We start from the raw sequence: 23,471 nt of genomic DNA on the forward strand, positions 1-23,471 counted from the left end.
GCCGTGGCGTCGGCTGTCGCCCCGAGTCTCGGCCGAGCCAGCGTCCGGGAACTTGCGAAGGGCGTGCAGCTGGTAGAGGCCAGCTTCGCTGCCGTGGACCCGCCTCATAGCTGCGCAACAAGCCGATGGATCGGCATGTCGAAGCGGCACTGGCCGTCGGTGCCGTGATGCGCCGAGAGCACCTCTTGGACGTCAGCCAACACCCGCGCTCGCGCCTCCATGGGCAACACGAAGGAGGCGTAGAAGAAGCGTGTGGCCTCTTGCGCCAGGCCGCGCGGCGTGCCGGTGAGGCTGACCAGTCCGGGCTCGACCTGCACCTCGGCGTCACGAAAGGTTTGCCGTATCAGTGCCGCGAGAGGCTCCGGGGTGCGGACCCTGGAGTCACCGAGATCCGCCTCGCCGTAGCAGGGGTACTCGTTGCATGCGGCGGAGTAGATCACATGATGGACCGCCGCGTAGACGGGGGAGCTCAGGATCTCGCCGTCAATGATCGCCGCCAAGGTGCCGTTCGGGCGCAGGACGCGCCGGATCTCGGCGAGTACCGGCTCGATCGGGTCCATCAGCGTCAGCGCCCAGTGGCAAAGCACCACATCCATGCTTGCATCCGGAACGCAGTCCATACGCTGGGCGAGGGCCTGGTGCAGCCTGACCGCCGGGTCCGGGATGCGGCGACGCGCCAACGCGAGCTCGTCCGCGCTCATATCGACGCCGGTCAGCGTGACGCGATCCCCGTGCCGTTGCAGACAGATCTCGGCAAGCACGCCGCTGCCGCAGGCAAGATCCAGGACGGTCCGATGGCGCGCCTGGTCGATCGCCTCCGCCAGCCACTCATAGCTGTTTCGCCCGGCGGCGTCGCGGCAGCCTCGAGCGATGGCCTCGGTGAAGCCGGCATGTCGCTGATGCACGGCCAACAAGTGCTCACGCACGTCTTCCGCGTCCGGCTGCTCGCCGCGGCGCAGGCGTTGCGCCCAGCGGCTGTCGATGTGGCTGGGCTCATGCATGGTCATCGGTAGGGCCTCGCTGGATTGCAGGGAGTGGCCGCCGGTGGCGGGGCTTATTACGGGGTTGCCGGAGACTGGGCAGCAGTGGCAGCGTGCTGAGCGCGCAGAGCAGGGCGCCGCCGGCAAGCCAGAGCAGCAGCGGCTGCGGCTCGACGCCGCGGTCCAGCAGCCAGCCCAAGACCCCAGGTGCCAGCGCGGTTGCGAACACCATGCAGGCCATCGCAAGGGCGCGGATGGCGCCAAGGTGGCGGGTGCCGTAGACCTCCGCCCAGAGGGCGCCGAACAGGACCGTCGCGCTGCCTGGGGTGATGCCGAGCAGGCCCATGAAGCAGGCGGCAATGATCAGTGCAGTCCCTTCGGCGCCCTGGCCGATGTCGCCGCCGACAAGCGCCAAGCCCAGCGCCATCGGTAGCAGGAACAGCGGCAGCAGCCGCACGGCCCCGATGCGGTCGATCAGCCAACCGCTGCCCAGTGCCGCGGCGGTCGAGGCGATCGCGTAGACCGGATAGCAGGCGGCGAGCTGCGCCAGCGTCCAGCCCTTCGCCTGCGCCAGGTGCACCTGATGGAAGAGCACGCCGGTGACCAAGAAGGGCGCCGCCGCAAGCGCGGGCAGCAGGGCGTGGAAGCGGCGATCGCGCAAGACCTCGGCGCGGGTCCAGCCATCGTCGTCGAGACCGCCATCCGCTCCAGGCGTCGGCGCCGGGCTGGGCAGGCGTCGGCACATAGCCCGGCCAAGCGCCAGCACGGCGGGGATCATCAAGACCATCGCCAACGCCGTTGCCAGCCAGATCGCACGCCAATCGAAGGCCGCGAGCGCCAGGGCGACGAGCAACGGCAGCAGGGCTTCGCCGATCGGGTAGCCGAGCATCGCGATGCCGAGGGCGCGGCCACGACCGGCGGCGAAACGCCGTGCCAACAAGGTCACGGCGATGTGACCCAGCATGCCTTGGCCGAAGAAGCGCAGCCCGAACAGGGCGACGGCGAGCAGCCAAAGGGCATCGGTCATGGCCATGGCCAAGGCCGCGACGGCCAGCAGGAGCATCACCCAGGCCGCCAATCGGGCAGGCTCGACGCGGTCCGCGACCTTGCCGAGCCACAGCAGACACGCGGCGCTCGCGGTCGTGGCCAGGGTGTAGATGCCGCCGAAGCCGGCATGGCTCAAGACCAGATCGCCGCGGATGGCGCCGGCGAACAGCCCGATGAAATAGGTTTGACCGATGCTGGAGCTGAGCGTCAGCAGCAAGCCGAGCGCCAGGGTCGGGCCCGCTTGTCGCAGCCGCACGAGGCCTCCGAAGCATTGTTGCAGTGATGGCGTCGGCGCTCACCCGCACGCCTCCGGCTCGGGCCGGGGCGCCGGCGTTGTTAGGTCTCGAAGAAGATCATCAGCACGCGCTGGGCGAAGCGCCACTCGCGCTCGTGCCGACAGGTCTCCAAGTAGGCGCCGATGATTGGGTCGGCAAGCATCTGAGCCAAGTCCAGCGAGTCATCGAAGAGGCAGCGCTGCAAATAGCCCTGAACCTGTGCCTGCTGTTCCACGGGGGCGCGGTTCTCGTAGCGAATCTCGTGCACCTGCGGGCTCAGCCCAAGGCGCTCGAGCGCCGCGACGATCTCCTCGGCGGCGAGGTAGGGGGTGCCGCCGCCGCGGAAGGCCTCCAGGTAGGCGCGATAGAAGCGTAGGTAGTGGGCGTCGCGGCAGGCATGGGCGATGAGCCCCGTCTCGGCTGCGGCATGCACCAGACGCTCAAGCCCCGCCTCCAGCGCGTCGGCCGGCAGGGCATAGAGCGCATGGATGGCCCAGGCGACGTCGAAGTGGTCGCGCGGACACTCCAGCGCCTGCAAGGTCGTCTCGTACTCCTCACCGGCGACGAAGGGGGCGGACAAGACGCGCCGGGTCTCCGCGATCGAGAAGGCCGACGGATCGAGAAGGGCGTAGTCGATGGGGCCGACGCTGCCCGGCGAGACGCCGGCATAGCGCCCAAGCGCGGATGGAAACTTGCCCGAGCCGCAAGCGACATCGAGCACACGCAGCGGTCGCTGCCCGGCCCTCGCCTGCCGAGTCCGCAGCCAGTCGACCCAGTCCAGCGCCTCGGCCAGATGGCGGTAATCCACCGACGCCAGGGCGTAAAAGTCTTCCATCTCCCGGCGCCCGGCCTCGCTCCAATGCTCGCAGCTGCGCTCGAAGGTATCTGTCATGGCGTTGCCCGCTCGGTCGGAATTGTCGAAGTCGGGGCCGACCCTGAGGCATGCCCATGAAGTGTTTGGCGCCGGGAGATATACGCCGCGCGGTCCGCCGGACTCCAAGCGGCACCTAAGCCTCAGGCGGCCAGCAGACCGGGTTCAGCTCGCTCGCGGCGACCGCGCCCGGCGCAGCACCGGGGATGAATTTCTGCCAATCGCCGGAGACCATGGTCGGTCGCTCCAACACCCGGGCGCCGTCCGCGTAGAAGGTGTTGGCCAACACCACGCGACTCTGGCCGGAGCCATTGGCACCGGCGGAGTGAAAGCACAGGTTGTGGTGAAAACTGACCATGCCGGCCTCGAACGGGCCGTCGTCCACCGCGACCTCGCGCTCGCGGAAGACCTCAAGGATGCGCCGATCGTAGCTGGTATCGAACTTGCTGAAAGCGAGGCCTTCGACCAGCTTGTGGACATCGATCGGCCACGCAAAGCACAGCGGGCCCATGTCGCGCGGGATCGGCTGGGCCGGAATCCAGGCCGTCACCACGTCGTTGGTGGCGAGCGGGAAATGGTGGGCGTCGTAGTGCCAGGGCGTGCGTCCGCAGCCGGGCTCCTTCGACATCAGGTTGTCGTGATAGAGCCTGACGCGGGGGACGCCGAGCAGGTCGGCAGCGAGCTTGGCGATGCGCGCGCTGAGCACGAAGGCGCGCATCAGCCGATGCTCGAGCCAAGCAAGCTCCAGGCTAAGAAAACGCCCCTTGGTGCCGCCATCGAGCCGCGTGTCGAACGCATCGCCAAGCAGCCGCACCATCTCGCCTCGGAGCAGCCGCGTCGCGCCCGGGGAGAGCACGCGCGGCAGCTTGATGTAGCCGTTGGCACGGAAGCTGTCGATCTGATCCGGCGTCAGTGCGTAGGGCGTGGAAAGCTCGCCGCGGATCGACGCGACATCGATGTCCGCCGCTGCGTCGAGGCCGTCGGCAACGGACGCCGCCGGCTGCGACGCCAGACGCTCGGGAGCGGGAGCAGGCTCGCCGCTGTTGTCGGCCAGCGTCATGTACCAATCCCACCAAGCCTGGTTGTCCTGTTCCCAGGGCTGGTCGACATCGCTGCGCCGGGCGTTCTCGCCGACCAGCTTAGGGCTGGATTGAGCCGTCTTCTTAGGCATGGTCATCCGCGCCAGACCAGGCAGTGGAAATAGATCTTCGCCTTTGCATCGTCGGCGCTGCTTTGCTCTGTAAACATGTCGATGGAACGCCCCCTCGAGGTTGATTCGTCGCGCATCTTCAGTGGTTTCCTTCGGATCGCGACGACCTGGCGATCTGCCGTCGCTCGCGTGGACCCGTGCTTGGAGCTGATCGGGAGTGGGAGAGCGGACGCGAGGCGTTCATGTCACGAGGGGTCCAAGAGGTAGTATAGGTGACTCGGGCGGGTGTCGGCTGTCTGCTCGATTGCTGTGACCTGGCCACCTTTCAGCTCGTCTAACACGCCCATAAGAAAAAGCTGAAACCTGAGCGGGGGCCGAAGCCCCTCAAGCCCAACTCAACCGCTGCAAGTGCGGCCTTCTTTGCCACAAGCACCTCAGCCTGGCCGCTGTCTGCATCCCTTTCGTGTAAGACTGCCCTTGCATGCGCGGCGAGCATCTCGTCCCAATGCTCTGGCTCGCGGTCCGGAAGTCTTGCGGAGACACGGCTTTTCGGAGGCGCTCATCATTGCGTTTCTATCGCTGCCCGATGACAGAAGCCTCCATCATCAGCATCTCCCCAAGCTGCCGCGTCGCCTGTCCGGCGTTAGCAGGGTCTGCATACACGAGATAGAGGGTTTCCGTGCGAGCCCCGCCTTGGGCGAGGGGGAGGGTGCTGAGCGCGCCGGCGGCGAGGTCTTGCGCGATGAAGTGGCGCGGCACCCAGGCGAAGGCGAGTCCGCGGCGGATGATGGCGATGGCGGTGGTCAGGTGCGAGACGGTCCAGCGCTCGTCGGCGCCGAGCCAGCCGCTGTCGATCTGGCGATAGCGGCCGGTGTCGCGGATGACGACTTGGCGGTGGTGACGCAGGTCTTCTTGGGTGAGGCTGCGATTGAGCGCGAGCAGGGGATGGTCGCGGTGGGCGACGGCGACGAACTCGACCTGAATGAGCGGGTCGCCGAGGAAGCCGGGCGGCACCATCCCGGTGACCGCGAGATCCGCCTGGCGTTGGACCAGGGCCTCGCTGGTGCCGGAGAGGACGGATTCGATGAGCTGGACACGGATTTGGGGTGCCTGCTCGGCGAAGCTGGCGAGGACCCCGAGCAGCAGCTCCGGGGGCAGGATGATCTCGACGGCGAGCCGGACTTCGGGCTCCCAGCCTTGCGCCAGGGTCTCGGCGAAGCGCTCGAGTCTGGCCGCTTCCTGCAGGATGGAGCGCGCGCGCTGCAGGATGAGCTCGCCTTGGGGCGTGAGAACCGTGCGCCTGCCTTGGGCGGTGGTGATCGGCAGGGGCAGCTGCTCCTGCAAACGCTTGAGGCTGTAGCTGACGGAGGATTGGCTGCGCTTGAGGCGGTCCGCGGCTGGCTCGAAGCCGCCTTCATCCAGCACTGCGGCGAGCGTGGCCCATTGCTCGAGGGTCGTGCGGGGTGGTTGCTCACTCATGATTCATCAAGATAATCGATGGGTAAGAGCGAATACTAGGTTAAAAAGATCGCTCTAGCGGGCCTATTCTCGAGCTGTACCTGACATTCAGTCGAATAGGAGCCCAGTCATGACCAAGGTCTTACACATCGATAGCAGCCTGTTCTCGGGCGAGGGCGTGTCCTCGCTCCTGGCGGGTCGTTACGTCGCGCGGCTGCGCGAGCAGGATCCGACGATCGAGGTCCTGCATCGCGATCTCGCGGCCGATCCGATTCCTCATCTGGATCTCAAGCGGCTGCAGGCCATCGGCACGCCGGAGGCGGAGCGCACGCCGGAGCAGCGGGCGATCGCGGCGGAGGCCGACCAGCTCATCGCGGAGCTGCAGGAGGCGGATCTGCTCGTCTTGGGAGTGCCCATGTACAACTTCGCGGTGCCCAGCCAGCTCAAGGCCTGGATCGATCACGTGGCCCGCGCCGGTGTGACCTTCCGCTATACGGCCGATGGCCCGGTCGGTCTCTTGGAGGGTAAGCGGGTGGTCATCGTCACCAGTCGCGGCGGCTTCCATCGCGGACAGGAGACGGATACGCAGATCGACCACATCAGGACGACGCTCGGGCTCTTGGGCCTGACGGAGATCGAGGTCATCTACGCGGAGGGCCTGAATCTCGGCGAGGAGCAGCGCGCGGCCAGTATCCGCAAGGCGACCGAAGCATTGCAGCGGCTGGCGGCCGCCTAGGGGGGATGAGATGAAAGCACGCACGATCGAGCGCATTCTGACCGCGGCGCCCGCCTCCGACGGGGGCGGTGTCAAGCTCTACCGCATCGTGGCGCCGGACGGCATGCGCGGGCTGGATCCCTTCCTCATGCTCGATGATTTCGGCTCGGATCAGGCCGACGACTACATCGCCGGCTTCCCGCCGCATCCGCATCGCGGCTTCGAGACGGTGACCTACATGCTGGAGGGCCGGATGCTGCATGAGGATCACCTAGGCCATCGCGGCCTGCTCGAATCCGGCGGCGTGCAGTGGATGACCGCGGGCCGCGGCGTCATCCATTCCGAGATGCCGCAGCAAGAGGCGGGTCGGATGCGCGGCATGCAGCTCTGGGTCAATCTGCCGGCCGCCGAGAAGATGAAGGACCCGGCCTACCGGCATCTGCCGGCCGAGGAGATCCCTGTCGCGACGCTGCCAAACGGCGTGTCCGTGAAGGTGGTCGCGGGCAGCTTCTCGGATGGCCAGCGCCGGCTCCAGGGCGCGGCCCAGGGCATCAGCACGAGTCCGCTCTATCTGGACGTGCGAATCCCTTTGGGCGCGAGCCTCGAGGTACAGGTCGAGCCTGGGCATCGGACCTTGGTCTATGTCCATCACGGACAGCTGGCCGTCGCTGGGGAGCCGGTGGCCGCGCGTCAGATGGCGATCTTGACGGATGGCGATAGCGTCCGGCTCGAAACGGATGTGGGAGCGGAGCGCGAGCCGGCCGGAGCCTTGGTGCTGGCGGCGCGGCCGCTGGGCGAGCCGATCGCGCACTATGGCCCCTTCGTCATGACGACTCGGGAAGAGATTCGCCAGGCGATCGCGGATTACGAGTCGGGCCGGCTTGCGGCCTGACGCGCGCGGATGCGCTGCTCAGGATCAGCCGTGCTAGGGTTGGCTGTGAGCAGTGCGGACGATAAGAACGGCAAGAAGAGCGAGGTACGGGACGATGCGGTCGACATTTCTGCTTGTGCTCGGCGTGGTCTGTCTGGGGGCATCCCTGTCGGGGTGCAAAATGCTAGTTCGTGAATCCGTGCCCGGCGATTGGGTGGAGATCCCGCCGGGAAGCGCCATCCGGCTGAATCGGCCCGTCGAGATCCCGCCCGGTCGGGCGCGTGCCTTCGTGTCGACCGCAACGGCCTTGGCCGGTGGGACGAGCTGCGCGCTCGAAGTCCGACGCATCGATCACGAAGGCGTGCAGTTAGTCGCCGCCGGCACCTATCGGATCACCCGTATACAGAACTATCTGGCGTTGGTCTCCAGGGTGGAGGAAGCACCAGGTGCGACCTTAGGCTTTCAGCTGGCCAGCTACGGCGACAGTGGCGGCGGGCAGATGGTGCGATTCGGCTACCATTTCTGGCTGAACGACGGCCAAGACCCGAACCTGATGCGTCTGACCTGCCTGGGGCGTCACGACGAGCCCGCCTCGACGCGCCCACCCACCTTGGCTGAGATTCGCGCCACGCTGGGTGAACGGGCGACGCTCGAGCTTGGGGATTTCGGCGCCGAGTCATGACGCTGAGGAGATTCAGGCATCCGTCTGCACGGAAAGGCCTGGGGCGTGATCGCGATCGAGCCTCCTGCCGCCGAGCCCACTGCTGCTCAGGCTGAGTCGGCGGGCGGGCTCGGCTCGCGCCTCGCCTCGGCTTCGAACAGCCGCATGCAGTTGCGCCCGGCTTGCTTGGCCTGATACATGGCCCGGTCGGCGTGGCGGAGCAGGGTGTCGGCGTCGCTCGCGTCCAGCGGATAGAGGGTGACGCCGATGCTGACGGAGACCTGCAGCGCACCGGCCTCCGCGATCTCGTAAGGTGCGGCCAGGGTGTCGCTCATGCGCTGGACGCTCTGCAGACATTGCTCGTGTCTGGCCATATCCCCCAGCAGCACCACCAGCTCGTCCCCGCCTAGGCGCGCGGCGGTATCGACCTCGCGCAGCGAGCCGCTCAGCCGCTCGGCGACGGCGATGAGAAGACGGTCGCCGACGGCATGGCCATAGGTATCATTGACCGGCTTGAAGTCGTCGAGGTCCAGATAGCAGACCGCCAGCAAGGTGCCATTGCGCCGCGCCTGGGCCATGCCGATATGGAGGCGGTCCGCGAGCATGGCGCGATTCGGCAGTCCCGTGAGGGTGTCGAAATGGGCCATGCGCTCGAGCCGCTTCTGTTGCTCCTTGAGCAGGCTGATGTCCGTCAGCATCGCGAACGAGCCACCGCCAGCCTGCTCCGAGCTGGCGATGCGCGCGCTGGCGACGAGGACCCAAAGCTCGGAGCCATCGCGATGGCGCAGCCGCACTTCGTATTGGCGGCCATCGCCGGTTTGCGCTGCCTGGTTGCGGGCGCGGTGCGCGGCCTTGTCTTCCTCGAAGAGGAAATCCTCCAGGGGGCGGCCGATCATGGCGTCTGCGCTGAGGCCGAGCATCTCGGCCATGCGGGCGTTGACGAAGGTGGTGCGGTTTTCCGCATCGACGCTCCAGATCCCCTCGGTGGCCGTCTCGACGATGCGCCGATAGCTTGCCTCGCTGGCGCGCAGCGCGGATTCCGTGCGCTTGCGCTCCACGATGTCCCAGGCGAGATCGGCGAAGGTCGCGACGATCTCCAAGTCCCGATCGCCATAGTCCCGCGGCTTGTTGCCGACGCCCAGGATGGCGACGATGCGGTCGTCGCGCGTGACGGGCACCACCAGCTCGCGCTTGACGTCGGCGTGACCCTCCGGCAAGCCGCTCCGGTGCGGAAGCCTGGGGTAGTCGTTGTGGACGATGGGCCGGCGCTCGCGCACGCAATCGGCCCAGACCCCGGCCTCGGAGAGCGCATAGTGCAGCCCGGAGCCCTCGGCCCGGCAAAATTCCGTCAAGGTGCGGGTCGACCATGTCTGCAGCGCGAGGGTCTCCTGATCCCGCTCCAGAAAATGGTAGAAACCGATGGCACTGTTGGTGAGCTCGGCCGCTTCATCCAGGGTGGCGCGCAGGATCTCCTCGAGCGACCATTGCTCGGCGTTGTTCAGGAGTCGGAGTCTGGCCTCGAGCATCCCTGTCAGCCGCTTGATCGCGGTGACGTCGCGGGCGGCCGCGAACACCTGCTCGACGGCGCCGCCGGGATCGCGATAGACCCTGGCGTTGTAGAGCACCGGGGTGGTGGTGCCGTCACGGTGCTTGAGCTCGAGCGCGTAGTCACGGACCTCGCCTTCCTCGAAGGCGGCTCGGCAGCCGGCGCGCGCCTGCTCGGGGTCGGAGAAATAGTCGGCGAAATCGGCGCCGATCAGATCTTCGCGCGGCATCCCCGTGGCCTGCTCGGTGGCGCCGTTGACGTCGCTTATGTGCCCCTCCCCATCGATCACGACCAAGGGGTCCAGACTCGCCTCCAACAGCGCCCGGTTGTGCCCATTGGCTTGTTTGAGGGCCTCCTCGGCGCGCTTCCGCTCGGTGATGTCTTCTGTGAAGACGACGATCCCGCCGACCGCGCAATCCGCGGTGTGCCAGGGCCGCACCTCCCAGCGGACCCAACGGAGGCTGCCGTCCAACTGAGAGACCGCATCTTGCATGGACTTGACGACCTCGCCGGCCAAGCCCCGGCGATAGGCCTGCCGCCAACGCTGTGGCACCTTGGGGAAGACCTCATCGTGCGAGCGCCCGACTAGGCTTGGCTCGGCGATGCCGTAATCGGAGAGCCAGCGCTTGCTGCAGGCGAGATAGCGCATGTCGCGATCCAGCATGGCCAGCGCGACGGGGGCATGATCGACGAATAGCCTCAGCCGCTCTTCGCTCTCGGAGAGCCGCTGGTCGCGCGCGGCGATCTTGTCGGCCATCTGATTGAAGGCCTGCGCAAGGTCTGAGAGCTCGTCCTGTCCGCCAACCTCGAGCCGAGCCTGATAGTCGCCGGCGGCGAGCGATTGGGTTGCGCCCTGGATATTGCGAATTCGCCCGATCACGACCCGCTGCAGCAATGCCCCGCCGACGAGGAAGAGCGTGGCGAAGACCGAGAGCGGGGCGCCCAGAGAATGCCAGAAGAGCGCCAAGGTCTCTTGTCTGAGCTGCTCGATCGGTAGCCGGAAGCTCAGAATGCCGAATAGCTCGCCGGCGCGATAGCCGAAGGCGGGCGGGCGACGCTCCCGCAGGGTTTTGGGCAGGCGAGCCCCTTCGCCGTGACAGCCGAGACAATAGCCCTGGGTCCACACCGGCTGGGTATAGGCCAAGACCCCATGGCCTTCGGCGTCGATGCTCTGCGCGATCCGCTCCCTTGCCACGGGATTGGCGACGAAGAAGTTGATCGCCTCCGCATCCATGGGGTCCTGGCGCTCGCTCGGGTCTTGATGCTTGGTGAGGACGAGAGTGATCCGAAGTGCTCCGGGCCGGCGTGCATCCAGTGCCTTGGCGATGCGCGCGAAGGCGTGAACGGGCAGAAGGTCCAGCGTCTGGTCCGTGACCGGCAGACCGGCATCGAGCATGACCTGATGGGTGAGCTGCCCGCTGATCGACAGCACTTCCTGAACGACGCGGACCTCTTGCAGCAAATGCTGCAGGGCGCTCTCCCGCGCCGAGCGGTATTGGTAGACGAGTAGGGCGGCGAATGCGGTGCTTACGGCCAGCCCGACCCCCAGCCAGAGCTTGAGCTGAAGACCGGACGCGACCCTGTGGCGAGAGGTCGCGTCTGAGCCTTGCGGTGTTTTCTGATTGTCGGTCGGTGCCATAAGCTCGGACGCTCGCCGCGACCCAAGTGGTCGAAACGATAGAGGTTTACCCCAATAGCGGCTGATCTGGAATCGAGCGCTCAGCTTCCAGCTGTCAGCTTTTAGCCCTGGCCCAACCGCTCGCGGCGGGCTCCCGAGAGGACGCTTGGTGGCCAGATCTCCTGGGCCTGCGGACAATTCGCTTAGAATGGGACTTGCTCAGGCATTTGCCCATAGCCATTCCACCCGAGAGAGGCAAGCGATCAGCAGATGGATAGGATGGACCCAGCCACCTCACCGGTGACCGATCCGACGACCTGGCAGCTCGCGGCACGCGTGGTCGCCATGCCAGCGGATACCAACGCATTCGGAGACATTTTCGGCGGCTGGCTGCTGTCGCAAGCCGACTTGGCGGGCGGGACCATCGCCATCCAGGCCGCCCAAGGGCGCGTCGCGACAGTCGCGGTCAAGGATTTCCAGTTTCTCGCGCCCGTGCTGGTCGGAGACCTGGTCGAGGTGTTCGCCCGTCTGATTCGTGCCGGCAATACCTCGATGACGATCGAGATCCAGATCTGGGCGCAGCGCGAGCCGGACCCACACAGTCGGCACCAGGTCGCCGCAGCCAGCTTCACCTATGTCGCCGTGGATGAGGAGGGGCGCCCGCGGCCGGTGCCGCCGCTAGCGTGCGAGCCGCGGGTTGTGGAAGTTTGAGGCGAGTTCCTGAAATGATCCTACCCAGAACAGCGCCTCCAGTAGGATGGGCAAAGCCCCTGGCACGCCGGCGCGCATGGGGAAGAGGTTTGTGGGGCGTGCCCACCCAGATCGCTCAGGCGCCTGGACGATGGGCAGGCTGCGCTTTGCCCATCCTCTGGGAATCTGTTTCCCGGAAATCACCTGAGGCGCCGCGCTCAGCCCTGTAGCCCTGGAAAGAGCAGTCAGCCGCCAGCGATCAGCCTCCAACTGTTGGCTGGCCGAGGTTCTCGCCTATGGACGCCTTCAACCATTGGGTGAGCCCGGGCGGGCACCAGGAGACGACCAACCGACTGCTCCCAAAAAGCTGGCGGCTGGCGGCTGGCGGCTGGTAGCTGACTGCTCCAACCTGTGTCGCTGCGACTGCCGCTGGGAGCGGCCCTGCCCCGGCATTCGGGATGCCGGGCGCGGATCCGCCTCTCAGCTATCGCGCCGAGCGCATGCAGTTGGCGTAGAAGGTTACGGTCGCCGGCCAGTCGCTGAAGATGCCCTTGATCCCGACGTCGCGGGCGAGGACATCGAGCAGCCTGAGCGTATCGCCCTCGCGGCTGATGGCGCCGTCGAAGGTCTGGTAGTACCAGCCGTTGTCCCCGTCGGCCAGGATGCCGGAGCGCTCGAGCGTCCAGGTGATGATCTCCAAATCGGCCGCCTTGGCGTCCAGGGCGTATTGGGAAGGGACGATCTCTTCGCCGTTGGCGCTTACCAGCGCCCAGAGCGGCGGCGCGACATAGTTGATGCCCTCCGCCTTGTAGCTCATCAGCTCGGCCGCGCCAGGCAGCTCCGCCACCGCGTCGGCGTCGTAGAGGTAGACCGCCTGGGAGCCGAAGGCTGGCTCATTGGCGATCCAGTAGCGAATGTCCTCGATCTGAAAGGACTGCGGGTAGACGTGCACGGGGCTGACTCCCGCGGCCTTGTACTCGTCGATCATCTGCTGGGCGTAGGCCTCCTGGCTGTAGTCGCCGACGCCATCCCCGTCGCTGTCGAACGGCATCGCGACACTGGGCGCCTTGAGCTCGGGCGTCATCTGCACCTGCAGCGCCTTGAAGAGGACGATGCTTTCGGCGTGGGTCATCAGGGTGCCGCTCGTTGGCCCGGAATAGAGGTCGGTGCGCCAGTCGGCAGTGCCGGTCAGGTACTCGGCCGGGGTTGTCGCGGCCGGATTGGAGGCGTCCATCTTGCCTTTGAGCGTCCTGAATTCCGCGAGCGTGACGTCGCTGGTGCAGCAGGTAGCGGACGCGGCCGTCAACAGATTCCCGTCGGCGTCGAATTCTGCGGGCGTGAAGGGCTGAGTGCACTTGGCGTTGAGCTCCGTGTCCACGATGTTGGTCGTGGTGTGGAGGTCGCATTGCGAGTGGCGGCAGACCAGCGCAAGATCCTTGGTGAAGGTCACGTCGCACTCGACGATGCCTGCGCCCTGTCTAGCGGCGGCTTCGTAAGACTCGCGTGTATGCTCGGGGAACTGCATGCAGGCGCCGCGGTGGCCGATGGAGAAGGAGGTCCGCTCGTAGAGGCCCCTGTCGGCAGCGCAACGCTGCAGCTGCGACTTGAGATCGCCCTCGGCCATGTCGTTCACCAGGAAGAAGGGGCGCGGACCGAGCTGGGCCGCTGCGCCCAGGAACTGGACCGGCTTCGCGCCGTCCGAGCGCGCGAGCGCTGGCAGACTCTGCGCGAGCAGGATGGCGAGTGAGAGCGCGGTGATCATTGAGGCGAGTCTGGGGGCTGACATAGCACACTCCGGATGGTTGCTGGGAGCAGGACGCGAGTCCCGCCGGGCGCGAATCTTCTCGGATGAGCAAGGCTAGCAAGCTGCCGTGACGGCCCCGTGAAGGGGGGATGACGGGATTCTTCAGCCCCGGACGATCTGGTCCAGGGTCTCCATGGCGCGGTCGATCACCTCGAGCGGGGTGTAGAAGTGTGGCGAGAAACGGATGCCGCCGCCCCTGTGCGCGCAGAGCACGCGGCGGCCCATGAGCGCGGGGTAGAGGTGATCCGAGGCGACACCAGGGACGCGAAAGGTCAGGATGCCCGCGCGCCGCTCCGACTCGCGGGGTGTGACCAGATCGAAGCCGCGCCGGTCGATCAGGGCGATCAGGTGGTCGGCCCGCGCTTGAATCCCCTCCCAGACCTTGTTCATGCCGACCTCTTCGAGCAAGGAGAGGCTGGCCTCCAGGGCGTGCACGCCGAGCAGGTTGGGGCTGCCGCACTCGAAGCGCCGCGCGCTGGCGGCCGGGGTCCAATGGGTGCGGTCGAAATCGCCGCAATGCTCGACCATGTGCCAGCCGAACTGGTGCAGGCTGAGCGTGTCTCGCAGCTCGGGCCGCACATAGAGGAGGGCAACGCCCTCAGGCCCAAGCATCCATTTGTGGCCGTCGGCGACGACGAAATCGGCCCGCGTGCTGGCGAGATCGAAGGGCAGGGCGCCGAGACCCTGGATGGCATCGACGCAGAAGAGGATGTCGTTTGCGCGGCAGAAGGCGCCGATCCCTTCCAGATCGAGACGGAGCCCGCTGGCGTACTGGACCCAGCTCACGGCGATCATGCGTGTGCTCGCGTCGCAGAGGGCCAGGAGGTCGGGTTCCGGATCGCTCGAGGCCGCGAGGTCCAAGGCGCGCCATTCCACGCCGCGATCGGCCAGGGACTCCCAGACGATGCGGTTGGAGGGGAACTCCTGGCGGATACCGACGATGTTGTCGCCAGGCGACCAGCTCAGCCCGTGCGCGATGATCGAGAGCGCCTCGGAGGTGTTCTTGGCGAGGGCGATGTCGTCGGCTGACTCCGCTGCGATCAGGCGTGCCAGACGCTCGCGCAGCCGCTGCTCCACGCCCAGCCACTGGGGATAGCCGACGGAGCCCTGAGAGGCATTCTCCTCGGCGAAGCGCGCCACGGCCTCTGCCGTGCGCCGCGGCCAGGGACCGACGGCGGCGTGGTTGAGATGGCAGAGGTCCGGGGCGAGTGGAAACTCCTCGGTCATCCGGCGTTGCTGTCGGCGGCTGCCGGCTCGGGAGCGGATGCGGCCGGCGCCGGGGCAGCCGGAGCTGGAGCCGCGGCCTCGGGCCTGGGTGCGGCCGTGGGCTTCTCGACGACGGGGGGAGCCGCTGGTGCCGGCGCGGCGGCCGGTGTGCTGACCTCCGGCGTGCTCACGGGCTCGGCCGGCTTGGGCGCGACGACCTGAGGGGCCACTGGCTCTGTCGTGCTCACGGGGGCGGACTCGGCGGCGACCGCCGGAGGATCGGTCTCGACTGCGGTCGAGGGTGCGGCGCCCTCGGGCGCTGCCGAAGCCTGCTCGGCTGGAGCCTGCGCGGTCGCGCTGGAGGGCTCAGGACTGGAGGCCGAGGACACCTCGGGCTCGCTTGCTTCGCTGGTTTGGACGGTGGCCGGGGCTTCGACACCTTCCTCGGCCGGTGCGCGCATGTGAGTCTCGCGCGGCGGCGAGGTCTCTAGCGTCTGGGTGACGCCCGAGCTGTCCCTCGCCTGGGCCCTTTCTGTCACTGCATCGGTCGCGGCCACCGCTGCCGCCGCCGCGGCGGGCGCAGCCGGAGGCTTGGGAGCGGCCTTCGCGGCACTGGTCGCGGCGGGCTTCTCGGCGGGCTTCCGGGCGGCTAGGCGTTTCCGCTCGGCGGCGCGGCGTGCCGCGATGGCGCGCTGCTTCGCGACATAGTCCCCATAGCTCGGCCCCTTGCCGACGATCTCGACAGGGGTTCCATGCGAGACGTGCTTGAAGGCGAGCGGCGCGAACTTGCTGGGCATGCGGATGCAGCCATGTGACGCCGGACTGCCTGGGCGTGGGATCGGGCCTGCGTGGAGCCCGACACCGTCATAGGTGAGACGCATGAAGTAGGGCATCTTGGCCCCTTGGAAGCGTGCGCCCGCGGGGATGCTGTCACGACCGACCTTGACGCCGCGCTTGACGACCTTGCCGTTCTTGACCGCCTTGCCGTAGAGATTGGAGCGCTTGTTCGCGACCTTCTCCATGACCTCGAACTGACCTGTCGGCGTGGGATGCCTGGAGACGCCCGTCGCCACGGTGGTCCAGCCGACCTCGTCCTCGCCCGCGTAGAAGCGTGCCTTCTGGTCGTTGGTGTCGATGACGATGCGCGTAACCGGTCGGCCATCCCCTTTCCATTCATAGAGGGCCGTCTTCTTCGGCTTTTCGACCGGCTTCTTCTCCTTGGACGCGGGAATGGGGGCCGGCTCGGCGGGAGCCTCGGCTGCGACGGTCTCTTCCGCCTTCTTGTCGGGCTTCGCCGTGAAGCGCGCCAAGCCGTCGCAGCCGAGCAGACTGATGGCGATGAGGGAGCCGAGTGCGACCTTCAGCGGGCCCATGGGGAGCGAGAGAGCGTCATTTGTATTCGTCATAGATGTCATTCCCGAGCGATGCGGGCACTTTGGTGCGTTCTTACGCCTTGTCTCTTAGTCGATGATCTTGGGCCGCGGCGCGGATTCCGAATGCCTGGATCGCGCATTCGGACATCCTGGACATCATGCGTGCGTCTCGAGCAAATCCCGCATGGTGGCGTCTTGCCACCCGGCCGGCATTGCCGGTCTTGCCGCGAAGCCAATTGCCCCGTGGCTGGCTAGCATACCGCGCACGCTTCCAGAGAACACCCCTAAACCTATAATTTCAATGCTTTCTCGCGCCATTCGCCCGGCAAGAGCAGGGGGCGCTCGATGTACGCGGGGAGGTGTCGCACGTCCCTGGCGGCAGGATTCTCGATGCCCGGAGCAGGCTGGGCGAAGTGGGTCTCGGTCGCGGCTGGGTGCCTCGCCTCGTCAGCTTGCTTGGGCTCCGTACCTCAGCCAAACCGGGCGAAACGACTCGATGGTCTCTCAAGCCGGGGGCGAGTCCCGCTCGGCTTGGCCCTCGGCTCCCTGGTATTCCAAGAGCATGATGGTGATGTCGTCCGACTGGGGCGCCGAGCCCGCGAATGCCTTGACGGAGTCCACGATTCCTTCGCTGATCTGGCGCGCGTTTTCGGAGGCGAGCTGGATCAGCTCGCTCTCGAGGCGTTGATCGCCGAAGGGCTCGTCGCGGAGATTCATGGCCTCCGTGACGCCGTCGGTGTAGAGCAGCAGGCGGTCGCCCGGGCGGAGCTGGAATTCCGTATCCCGATAACGGACGTCTTCCATGAGCCCGAGGACGAGCTGGTTGCTGCTTGGCAGGCGCTCGGCCTCGCCCTCGGCACAGAGGCGAATCGGTGGATTGTGGCCGGCGTTGGCATAGATCAGCTCGCCGGATCTCAGGTCGAGGATGGCGCAGAAGACGGTGATGAACATGCTCTGATCGTTGTCCCGCGCCAGGTCGGCGTTCACCAGCGAGAGGATCTCGCCGGGGGAGCGTCCCGGCTTGGCGGTCGACTTGATCAGGGTCTTGGTGACGGCCATGAAGAGCGAGGCGGGCACGCCCTTGCCGGCGACATCTGCGATGACCAGGCAGAAATGGTCGTCGTCGATGGCGTAGAAGTCGTAGAAATCGCCGCCGACCTCCTTGGCGGGCTCGATGAGGGCGTAGAGGTCGATCTCGTGGCGGTCGGGCAGGGGCGGAAAGAGCTTCGGCAGGATAGACATCTGAATGTCGTGGGCGATGCGAAGCTCGCTTTCGATGCGCTCCTTGGCGGCGGTGGTGGTCGTGAGCCGAGCGATGTAGTCGCGCAGCTCTTGCGTCATGGTGGCGAAGGCGGATGCCAGGAGGCCGACCTCGTCACCTCGGCTCTGGTCCGGGATCTGGGTGTCGAAGTGGCCAATGGCGACCTCGCGGGTCGCGGCCACCAGCGTGCACAGCGGCCGCGTGATGGCGCGCGCGGTCATGACGATCGCCAACAGCATCAGGATCAAGCCCGCGATGCCGACGCTGGCGGTGGTTAGGGTGAGACTGCTGACCTGGTCGTCGATCTCGTCCTCGGGCACGACCAGCACCAGGGTCCAGCCGGCGGGCTTCACCTGGGCATGGTAGAGACGCGCGGCGGAGCCGAAGACGCTGGCGCCCTCGATGACGCCCGGAGCTCCGCTCATGAGCTCGGCCGCGATCTCCGAGCGCTCGTCGACGCCGAGGGCCTCGGGGATGGAATGCAGGTCTTCGTGGAAGAGCAGCTCCTCCTTGGGGTGCGCGATGAAGGTCCCGTTGGGGGATAGCAGCATCCCATAGCCGGTCTCAAGGATATGCAGGCTAGAGACCTCCTGGGTGAGCCAGTCCAGGGCGAGATCCGCCGTGACCACGCCTTCCAGGCGACGCGCTTCGCCCTCGTGCCGATAAAAGGGCACGGAAAGCGTGACCATGAGGATGCGGCCGAAGTCGCTGTCGAAATAGGGCTCGCACCAGACCGCGCGGCCTTTCTCCGCGGGTAGGCGGAGCCAGTCCCGCGACCAGAGATCGACGCCCTTCGCGGCGCCCATGCACTGGACCCGATTCCCGCTCCAGTGGCAATAGTGATCGGATCTGGGGCCGTTCGTGACCTGGTCGGCCTTGGCGTGGAAGTAGATCCCGCCGCCGAAGACGTTGCGGCTCCTGCCGATGGCGCGACGCACCAGCGCGCGCGTTTCCGCGTCGTCGAAGCGCCCGGTCTCCAAGGCGATCGCCAGCGCCTCGGCCGATCTGGTGACGGTCATGAGCACGGTCTCGAGATAGTTCGCCGAGGCCCGCGTCATGCTGCGGGCGCTGCGGTCGATCTCGGCGTCGAGGGTCGCGACCGAGCGGAGGTAGTCGAGTCCCAGCACTGCCAGCAGGATCGACGAGGTGAATAGCGAGACGACCAGGCTGAGCCGGGCGGCGACGCTCAGGCTTGCGCGCAACTCGGTCAAACCCTGTCTCGCTGTGCGTCAGGGTCTTCGGGGAGATGCATGGTCAGCCGCACCTGATTGCGGCCGGCGTCGCGGCGGTAGCTCAGCGCATCCACCATCTTGCGCACCAGCATCCAGCCGAGCCCGCCGATCTGGCGGTCTTCCAAGGGGGCGGAGAGATCCGGCTCGGCGCGTGCGGGACCGTCGAAGGGGATGCCGGCGTCGCTGATCTCCAGATGAAAGTCGCCGTCTTCCGTCCAGGCGACGAGCTCGACCCATCCGGGGCCAGCGTCCGGATAGGCGTATCTGCAGATGTTGACGAAGATCTCTTCGGTGGCAAGCGCTAGCCGTCCGGCCGCGGCCGGGTCCAGGCCGGCGCGCTCGCTCTCTTGCTCGATGAAGGCTTGGACCTCCGGCAGCGCGGAGACCTCCGCATCACGTCTGAGCTGGCGGCTCGGCACGCTGGCCTCAGCAGGCCTCGAGCGCGGCCGGCACCGAGTCATAGGTCGCAAAGATGGCGCCGAAGCCCGCCATCTCGAAGACGTCGCGGACGCTGCCGGCGACATTGGCCAGCAGCAGTGCCCCTTCCTTCGACTTCAATGCCTTCGCGGTCACGACGAGCGAGCGCAGGCCGGCGCTGCTGATGTAGGACAGCTCAGCCATGTCCAGCACGATCTTGGTCGCGCCCTCGTTGATGAGGCCCAGGGCGGAGGATTCGTACTCCGGGGCCGTGAGTGTGTCCAGCTTGCCGGCGACGGCCAGGACCAGTGCCTTGTCTTCTTGTTGGATGCGTAGATCCATGGTCGGGCTCCTTCGCAGCCTCGGGCCGCGTTGGTTGGCGGAATGTCGTTGTCGTGTCCTTGGCCGTCCGAGCCTGTCCCAGGGCGCTCCGTGCGTCTCGCGCCCTTCTAGTCCCGCAACTTCGGCGAGGTAGCGATGAAGCGGTCGGAATAGTCCTGGATCCGCCCGATCAGGCCGCCGCAGTCTTGGATGCGCTGCGCGATTGCGGCCTCGGAGCCGACCCCGAGCGCGTCGAGGAATTCGACCATGCGCGTGCCGAAGGCCTGCTTGTCCGCGGCCGTTCCGTCCTGCTGGATGGCGGCGGTCGAGATGACGAAGAAGAGGGTAATCCAGAACAGCGACTCGCGGTGGTTGCCTTCCTCGATCATCTCCAGCGTGCCCTTTTCCAGATAGTCGCGGATGCAGGGATCGAGCTTCCACTCGAAGGGGACCGGCCGGCGCTTCACCTCCAGTGCGCGGTCGAAGGCCTCCAGGCACTGGTCGAGGAAGCGGCGCGCCTCGGGCTCGGTGATCTGGGACGAGCCGAAGGCGGCGAGCAGCTCCTCGTAGAGCTGCAGCTCTTCCTCGGTCTCCATCAGGGGCCTGAGATCGGCCAGGCTGCGCCGATGGGTAGGCGGATTCAGGTGCGCGACGGTGAGGATCTCGGAGCAATGCATGATCAGCTCGCCGAGCGCGTGAACCGCCTCGATCGGACTGCCGGCCTGCTGGACGGCGACGAGCGCGCCGCGCGCCGATTCGAGACCGGCGTCGACGCGCTTGCGCACCCAAAGGCGTTTCGCAAAGTCCGCCGAGACTCGGCGCTGGATCTGCGTCAGATGGCCCTCGGGATCCACCAAGACGGAGTCGATTTCCAGATTACAGGCCATCCCGGGCAGGGCGAGGATCTCCTCGGCGCTCGCGTAGCGCTTGGCGCCGGAGAGGATGCACTCGAGCACATAGCCCTCGTGGAAGACCTCTTCGATCTCCTGATAGTCGACGCGGTCCAGGACGATGGCGATATCGACGTCGCGATAGGTCGGGAAGGGCCGGCTGTGCTCGGTGTGGTTGATGGACCCGACCAGATGCGCCCCGCGAAAGCCGTCGACGCCAAGGTAATTGTCCTCGACGAACTTGCGCGCCAGGGCGATGACCTCTCCGGTGGTTTTTCCTTCGGACCTGTCTAGGCCGCCTGTGTCTTTGGGGGCATCTGTGTCTGGCTGGGCTTCACGTAGGACTTGGGTGGCCATTCGAGGTCTCCGTTGAGGATGTAGATGACGATCCAGCCCGCGAGCTCGGACTCGTTATCGACGAAGGGGTTGTGAGCGGTGTCGTCGAACTTGTGCACGCGGTGCGGGATGCCGAGGCCGCGCACGTGCTCGAGGATCTTGTTGCCGTCGACGGTCAGGTCCTGACTGCCCAGGAGCATGTCGAGCGTCTCGAACCTGGCCTGGGTGAAGTCCACCCGCGCCTGCAGCTTGAGGATGTTGAAGACGCCGCGCACGGGGGCGACCGGGTACTGGAAATACTTGGCCGCGGCCTCGTCCGAGAGTACGTCGTTGGGTGTCGAGCGGCCCTTGCGCTTGAGCTTGGGCAGGAAGGGGATGGTCCAGGCGATGATGCGCGCGCCAACCTGCGAGTGCGCCAGGCGCCGATAGAGGCGCTGGGTGGGGTCGGGGAAGATGGCCGGTGCCGCGACCACCAGGTGCTTGACCGGCCGCAGCTGGGACAGATAGACGGCCAGCAGCCCGCCGAGCGAGTGCCCGATGACGCTGATCTCCTCGTACTGGCTGCTCAGCAGGTCATAGAGCTCGGTGACCTGGCGGACCCAGTCTTCCTCGCGCAGGGTGAAGAGCAGGTCGTGTCGGATCAGGCCGAAGCCCTCGATGAGCGGGGCGTGGAAGTCGATGCCGTTCTCGCGCAGCTCCTTCGCCAGGTGGTCGAAGATCATGGGCGAGGAGGTAAAGCCGTGGAGCAGAACGACGACGTGCGGCTTCTTCTGATGTGCCGAGTAGCTCAGCGGCTGGCAGTCCGGGATGGTGTTGGTGTCGCGAATCGAGCCGAATCCACCCTGAGGGTTGTTGATCTTGGCCAGCCCATAGGTCAGGAGCCCCAGCCGGATAGTGACGCCAAGCGCGACCAGGAAGCCCAGGACCTTGAGCAGGTGCATGGGCGCCGAGGAGGGGTCCTCGGGCACGTCCGTGAACAGCAGTACGTAGAGCGCCGCGACCCCCACATAGAGGGGGAGCGCGGTCATCAGGTAATAGTAGAGGCGCTTGCGGCGCGAGAGCCGCTCGCCTGGGGGCGGCTGGGAGACCTCTTCGGGTGCGGTCATGTCGTTTCGGCCTCGGCTCGAGGTGCGGTTGTCTTGCGCATCCAGCCCGCCGTCGCGAGCACGGCCAGGGCGAGGGCGCCGCCGCCGAACAGGAGCGCCAGCGCGTTGGGCGGGAAGGCCTTGCCGACGGCATCGGCCGCCCGTACGGCGCCTTGATCCTGCGCGCCCCAGAAGCTGACGAGGTCCGCGGCGATGGTGGAGCCCAGCGCGGTGCCCGCCATCAGGGTGACGGACTGCAGGCTGGAGATCGCCCCCCAGTAGCGTGGGATGACAGAGTGCAGGCAGGCGCTGGTGTTGGCGGCGCTGAAGGAGACGCTGCCGGTCCCGTTGATGAACTGGGCGACGATGACCAGGGCCAGCACCGGCACCAGGGTACTGGTCGTCACCGAGGGCGGCAGGAAGGCGAGGGCACAGAGCGCGACCGCCATGGTCGTGACACCGATGCGCGCCAGATGCTGCATCCCGTACCTGTCCGCCCAGGCCCCCGCGAAGGGGCCGAAGATCCCCATGGCGACCGCGCCCGCGCTGAGCGTGAGACCGGCGTGGAAGGGCGTCAGGTCCAGGGTGTACTGAAGATAGAAGGGGATGATGAAGGTGACGGACCCCATGATCACCCGCACGGTGAAGGCATTGGTGAAGTTGAAGGCGAGCGGTGAAGTCTTGAGCAACTGCAGGTTCAGGAAGGATTCCGAATCGCGCAGCTCGTGCTTGAGCCAGGCATAGAGGGCCAGGGCTGAGAAACCGACCATGCCGGCGTCCACCCATGGGGAGGCGTGTCCGTGGCCGAGGAGCTGGGAGACCAGCAGGACCAGTGAGCCCAGGGCAGCGCCGGCCAGGGCCATGCCCTTCCAGTCGAAATCGAGCGATTCCGTTTTGTCCAGCCCAAGCTCCTGGGCCTTCAGCACGCGCAGCCCGAGACCGATCATGACGATGCCGAAGGGCAGGTTGATGAGGAAGATGGAGCGCCAGCCCCACAGATGGATGAGGATGCCGCCCGCGGCCAGGCCGACCAGGATGCCGAGCGCGAAGGTGGTTCCGCTGAAGCCGAGTGCGCGCCCATGCTGATGCTTTGGGAAGGCCGAGAGCATGATGACCTGATTCAGCGCCAGGATGATCGAGGCCCCGAGCGCGGCGACGAAGCGCAGCGCAACCAGGACGTCGAGGTCCTGGGCGAGGCCGCAGGAGACGGAGCCGACGGTGAAGAGCACTTGTCCGATCATGTAGACGCGACAGACCCCGAAGCGCCTGCCGAGATAGGCGGCCGTCGGCAGCGCCAGGGCGGCGGTGCCGGTGTAGATGACGGCGACCCACTTGATGGTGGCGAGGGAGGTGCCGAATTGCTCGCTGATGACGGGCAGCGCCAGGTTGACCACGCCGCTGTCGAAGGTGCACATGAAGACGCCGATCTGCGCCATGAGCAGGATCAGCCACTTTCCGGGGACGCCTTGGTCCCGCTCGACGGTCCGAGCGTCGTCGGGGCTCATGCGGTAGGCCTAGGGGGCAAGGGAGACCGCGTCCTGCTTGGTGGGCTCGGGTCCGGCGTCATAGAGATCGGCTCCAGGCGTCGATGGAATCGCTGACAAGGTGCGGAGGATCCTAGCGAAGGCTCGGAGGCCGGTCTGTGATGGGGTTGGCGCCGGCGC

The 23,471-nt window shown here is 66.8% G+C and carries 19 protein-coding genes; 4 read left to right on the forward strand and 15 right to left on the reverse strand.

Going from position 1 to position 23,471, the window contains the following annotated elements:
- Window positions 1–104: 104 nt before the first annotated feature.
- The 5 genes from G3446_RS12030 to G3446_RS12050 form a co-directional block, all read right to left on the reverse strand.
- A complete protein-coding gene (locus tag G3446_RS12030; protein ID WP_164453079.1) occupies window positions 105–1,007 on the reverse strand; it encodes a class I SAM-dependent methyltransferase in 903 nt (300 codons plus the stop codon).
- Window positions 994–2,283, reverse strand: coding sequence for an MFS transporter (locus tag G3446_RS12035; protein ID WP_164453080.1), 1,290 nt, complete (start codon window positions 2,281–2,283; stop codon window positions 994–996). The genes G3446_RS12030 and G3446_RS12035 overlap by 14 nt, the downstream gene beginning before the upstream one ends.
- 80 nt (window positions 2,284–2,363) lie before the next feature.
- Window positions 2,364–3,194, reverse strand: coding sequence for a methyltransferase domain-containing protein (locus G3446_RS12040; RefSeq protein WP_164453081.1), 831 nt, complete (start codon window positions 3,192–3,194; stop codon window positions 2,364–2,366).
- Between the two features lie 115 nt (window positions 3,195–3,309).
- Window positions 3,310–4,344, reverse strand: coding sequence for a phytanoyl-CoA dioxygenase family protein (locus G3446_RS12045; RefSeq protein WP_209262379.1), 1,035 nt, complete (start codon window positions 4,342–4,344; stop codon window positions 3,310–3,312).
- Window positions 4,345–4,896: 552 nt separating this feature from the next.
- Window positions 4,897–5,802 (reverse strand): LysR family transcriptional regulator, encoded by a 906-nt coding sequence (locus G3446_RS12050; protein WP_164453083.1) that lies wholly within the window; start codon window positions 5,800–5,802, stop codon window positions 4,897–4,899.
- Window positions 5,803–5,911: 109 nt separating this feature from the next.
- Between G3446_RS12050 and G3446_RS12055 the strand changes: the two genes are divergently transcribed.
- From G3446_RS12055 to G3446_RS12065, 3 genes are all read left to right on the forward strand, one after another.
- Window positions 5,912–6,517: an FMN-dependent NADH-azoreductase gene (locus tag G3446_RS12055; RefSeq protein WP_164453084.1), complete on the forward strand. Its 606-nt coding sequence runs from the start codon at window positions 5,912–5,914 to the stop codon at window positions 6,515–6,517.
- A gap of 10 nt (window positions 6,518–6,527) precedes the next feature.
- Window positions 6,528–7,388, forward strand: coding sequence for a pirin family protein (locus G3446_RS12060; protein ID WP_164453085.1), 861 nt, complete (start codon window positions 6,528–6,530; stop codon window positions 7,386–7,388).
- Window positions 7,389–7,548: 160 nt separating this feature from the next.
- On the forward strand, window positions 7,549–8,049 hold the full coding sequence (locus G3446_RS12065; protein WP_245232466.1) for a hypothetical protein: 501 nt from the start codon (window positions 7,549–7,551) through the stop codon (window positions 8,047–8,049).
- 86 nt (window positions 8,050–8,135) lie between these two features.
- On the opposite strand, the gene G3446_RS12070 is transcribed toward G3446_RS12065, so the two are convergent.
- A complete protein-coding gene (locus tag G3446_RS12070) occupies window positions 8,136–11,213 on the reverse strand; it encodes a PAS domain S-box protein (protein ID WP_164453087.1) in 3,078 nt (1,025 codons plus the stop codon).
- 249 nt (window positions 11,214–11,462) lie between these two features.
- Here G3446_RS12070 and G3446_RS12075 point away from each other — a divergent pair, with 249 nt between their 5' ends.
- Entirely contained in the window at window positions 11,463–11,903 is a 441-nt protein-coding gene (locus G3446_RS12075) for an acyl-CoA thioesterase (RefSeq protein ID WP_164453088.1), read from the forward strand.
- 463 nt (window positions 11,904–12,366) lie between these two features.
- On the opposite strand, the gene G3446_RS12080 is transcribed toward G3446_RS12075, so the two are convergent.
- The 9 genes from G3446_RS12080 to G3446_RS12120 all read right to left on the reverse strand — a co-directional run bounded on the left by G3446_RS12080 (window position 12,367) and on the right by G3446_RS12120 (window position 23,312).
- Window positions 12,367–13,668: a glycerophosphodiester phosphodiesterase family protein gene (locus G3446_RS12080; RefSeq protein WP_164453089.1), complete on the reverse strand. Its 1,302-nt coding sequence runs from the start codon at window positions 13,666–13,668 to the stop codon at window positions 12,367–12,369.
- 120 nt (window positions 13,669–13,788) lie between these two features.
- A complete protein-coding gene (locus G3446_RS12085; protein WP_164453090.1) occupies window positions 13,789–14,913 on the reverse strand; it encodes an aminotransferase class V-fold PLP-dependent enzyme in 1,125 nt (374 codons plus the stop codon).
- Entirely contained in the window at window positions 14,910–16,298 is a 1,389-nt protein-coding gene (locus G3446_RS12090) for a L,D-transpeptidase (protein ID WP_164453091.1), read from the reverse strand. Before G3446_RS12090 ends, G3446_RS12085 begins: the two co-directional genes overlap by 4 nt.
- A gap of 471 nt (window positions 16,299–16,769) precedes the next feature.
- Window positions 16,770–18,737, reverse strand: coding sequence for a SpoIIE family protein phosphatase (locus G3446_RS12095; protein ID WP_245232467.1), 1,968 nt, complete (start codon window positions 18,735–18,737; stop codon window positions 16,770–16,772).
- A complete protein-coding gene (locus G3446_RS12100) occupies window positions 18,734–19,177 on the reverse strand; it encodes an ATP-binding protein (protein WP_164453092.1) in 444 nt (147 codons plus the stop codon). Before G3446_RS12100 ends, G3446_RS12095 begins: the two co-directional genes overlap by 4 nt.
- A gap of 7 nt (window positions 19,178–19,184) precedes the next feature.
- Entirely contained in the window at window positions 19,185–19,517 is a 333-nt protein-coding gene (locus G3446_RS12105; RefSeq protein ID WP_164453093.1) for an STAS domain-containing protein, read from the reverse strand.
- Between the two features lie 107 nt (window positions 19,518–19,624).
- Window positions 19,625–20,743: a hypothetical protein gene (locus G3446_RS12110; RefSeq protein WP_164453094.1), complete on the reverse strand. Its 1,119-nt coding sequence runs from the start codon at window positions 20,741–20,743 to the stop codon at window positions 19,625–19,627.
- Window positions 20,677–21,828, reverse strand: coding sequence for an alpha/beta hydrolase (locus G3446_RS12115; protein ID WP_164453095.1), 1,152 nt, complete (start codon window positions 21,826–21,828; stop codon window positions 20,677–20,679). The genes G3446_RS12110 and G3446_RS12115 overlap by 67 nt, the downstream gene beginning before the upstream one ends.
- Window positions 21,825–23,312 carry an MFS transporter gene (locus G3446_RS12120; protein WP_164453096.1) on the reverse strand — a complete coding sequence of 496 codons (1,488 nt, stop codon included), beginning with the start codon at window positions 23,310–23,312 and terminating at the stop codon, window positions 21,825–21,827. Before G3446_RS12120 ends, G3446_RS12115 begins: the two co-directional genes overlap by 4 nt.
- Window positions 23,313–23,471: the final 159 nt, after the last annotated feature.

This window comes from Thiorhodococcus minor, from assembly GCF_010820565.1.
Lineage (GTDB): Bacteria > Pseudomonadota > Gammaproteobacteria > Chromatiales > Chromatiaceae > Thiorhodococcus > Thiorhodococcus minor.